Source organism: Roseateles sp. P5_E11 (genome assembly GCF_054049355.1).
The window spans coordinates 1-1915 of record NZ_JBFUMO010000825.1 but is presented as its reverse complement, the minus strand read 5'-3'; the positions used below and the strand labels follow the sequence as shown (position 1 = coordinate 1915).

Here is a 1915-nt window from a genome sequence, read left to right as displayed (position 1 = left end):
GTCCTGGTTGCCGTACTTCTCTTCGTCGCCGGGCGCCTGCACGACCTTGACCTTGGCCCAGTCGGCCTCCAGCTCGTCGGCCAGCACCTTGGGCAGGCTGGTGCGCACACCCTGGCCCATCTCGGAGCGGTTGACGACGATGCTGACCGTGCCGTCGGGCGCAATGGCCACAAAGGTGCGCGGGCTGTCCTGGATGCCGTGGGGCATGGCGTCGCCGCCGTACTTCTTGGGCTCGTCGGCGCCGGCAATGCCGGGCAGGCCGACACCAAGAACAAGGCCGGTCAACGGCAAGGCACGCAGGAGGGTGCGGCGGTTGACGCCGGTGCCTCGCAGCAGACGCTGCGGAATGAATGCGTTCATGCGGCACCGCCTTCCAGGCCGGCGGCCGACTTGATGGCGCTGCGGATGCGCGTGTAGGTGCCGCAGCGGCAGAGGTTGCCGCCCATGGCCGCGTCGATGTCGGCGTCGGTGGGCTTGGGCTTTTGCTGCAGCAGGGCTGTCGCGCTCATGATTTGACCCGCCTGGCAGTAGCCGCACTGCGGCACGCCGAGCTTGACCCAGGCGTGCTGCACGGCCTGTCCGGTCTTGGTCGCGCCAACGCCTTCGATGGTCACGACGCGCTTGCCCGCCGCGGCGGACAGCGGCGTCTGGCAGGCGCGCACCGGCTGGCCATCGAGGTGCACSGTGCAGGCGCCGCACAAGGCGAGGCCGCAACCGAACTTGGTGCCCGTCATGCCGAGATGGTCGCGCAGCACCCACAGCAGCGGGGTCTCGTCGCTGGCCTCTACCGTCATCGATTGGCCATTGATCTGCAATGTCGTCATCGAAGTCTCCACGGGTCGGAAACGTGCGCGGAACCGGCGCATTCGGCTACAGCAGCCGCGAACGCTACACGTTTCCGGCCAAACGCGCTGGCGGCTCAGTGCGATTGCTCGTCCAGCATCTGCGCCAGCGCCTGCGCGAAGGCGTGGGCGTCGCCCGGCCAGCGCGCGCTGAGGTAGTGGCCGTCGCGGACCGTGAAACCGCGGCCGAGGTGCTGGGGCGTGTCGCGCAGCAGGGGTGGCGGGCCGGCGTCGAAGTCCCGCGGGCTGGCCAGCAATGACTGCACTTCGGTCTGCAGCGGTGTGGGATAGGTGCGGTAGTAGCTGCCCAGCCAGGCGGCCGTCATCAGCCAGGCCGTCATTTCCTGCTGCTTCGTCAGGCCGGTGGTTCGCCGGCCGTGCAGCACGGACTTGCCGTCGGCGCGCTTCGAGCGGGCCGCCAGCAGCACGCCGTGGCAGATGGCGGCGACCGGCTTGTCGGCCGCGAACTGCGCCGCCACCACCGCCTGCAGCCGAGGCGATTCGAGATAGACCTTCATGCCCGGCGCATGGCCACCGGGCAGCAGCAGGGCGTCGACGCTGCCGGCGTCGATGTCGTCATAGGGAACAGGTTGCCGGAACGCCTCGCTCTGCACCATCGCCGCATGCGCCTCGCGGGCCGTGGCATCGGCCCTGAGCACGGATTTCCAAGGTCCCAAGCCTTTGCCATCCAGCATGCGCGGATCAGCCTGGGCGGGGCGGCCGTCGGGCGTCGCGAAGCGGATGGTGTGGCCCCGTGCCGTCAGCAGCTTCCAAGGGATGCCTGCCTCGGAGGGGTCGTAGTCCTGGGCGGGCAGGGGGATGAGGATGCGGGCCATGTTGAGCATCCTAAAGACAGAAAGGTGCCGATGCTGCTAGGCTGCCCCGCGCCCGCCAGCGGTGGCGGAACGGGAGCGAGGCATGGCGGAATTGACGGTCAACGGCAAGCGGGTGCAGTTCGAGGCGGAGGCCGACACGCCGCTGCTGTGGGTGCTGCGTGAGCAGCTCAGCCTCACGGGCACCAAGTACGGCTGTGGCGTCGCCCAGTGCGGCGCCTGCACCGTGCACATCGACGG

At 69.3% G+C, this 1915-nt stretch carries 4 protein-coding genes; 1 reads left to right on the top strand and 3 read right to left on the bottom strand.

Annotated elements, in window-relative coordinates; translation table 11 throughout:
• The 3 genes from ACXJKR_RS31085 to ACXJKR_RS31075 form a co-directional block, all read right to left on the bottom strand.
• The coding region (locus tag ACXJKR_RS31085; protein ID WP_457326135.1) for a molybdopterin cofactor-binding domain-containing protein at positions 1–360 on the bottom strand (360 nt) is incomplete at its 3' end.
• The gene (locus tag ACXJKR_RS31080; protein WP_457326133.1) at positions 357–824 is read right to left on the bottom strand and encodes a (2Fe-2S)-binding protein; all 468 of its coding nucleotides are present in this window, start codon (positions 822–824) and stop codon (positions 357–359) included. The genes ACXJKR_RS31085 and ACXJKR_RS31080, both read right to left, overlap by 4 nt.
• Before the next feature lie 95 nt (positions 825–919).
• The gene (locus ACXJKR_RS31075) at positions 920–1678 is read right to left on the bottom strand and encodes a type 1 glutamine amidotransferase domain-containing protein (protein ID WP_200955256.1); all 759 of its coding nucleotides are present in this window, start codon (positions 1676–1678) and stop codon (positions 920–922) included.
• An 82-nt stretch (positions 1679–1760) separates the two neighbouring features.
• On the opposite strand from ACXJKR_RS31075, the gene ACXJKR_RS31070 reads away from it, so the two are divergent.
• On the top strand, positions 1761–1915 hold a 155-nt coding region (locus ACXJKR_RS31070), incomplete at its 3' end, for a (2Fe-2S)-binding protein (protein ID WP_457326136.1).

What these genes read in the sequence shown, in the direction of transcription:
- ACXJKR_RS31075 (WP_200955256.1), bottom strand. Translation starts at nt 1,678, where the DNA reads ATGGCCCGCATCCTCATCCCCCTGCCCGCCCAGGACTACGACCCCTCC.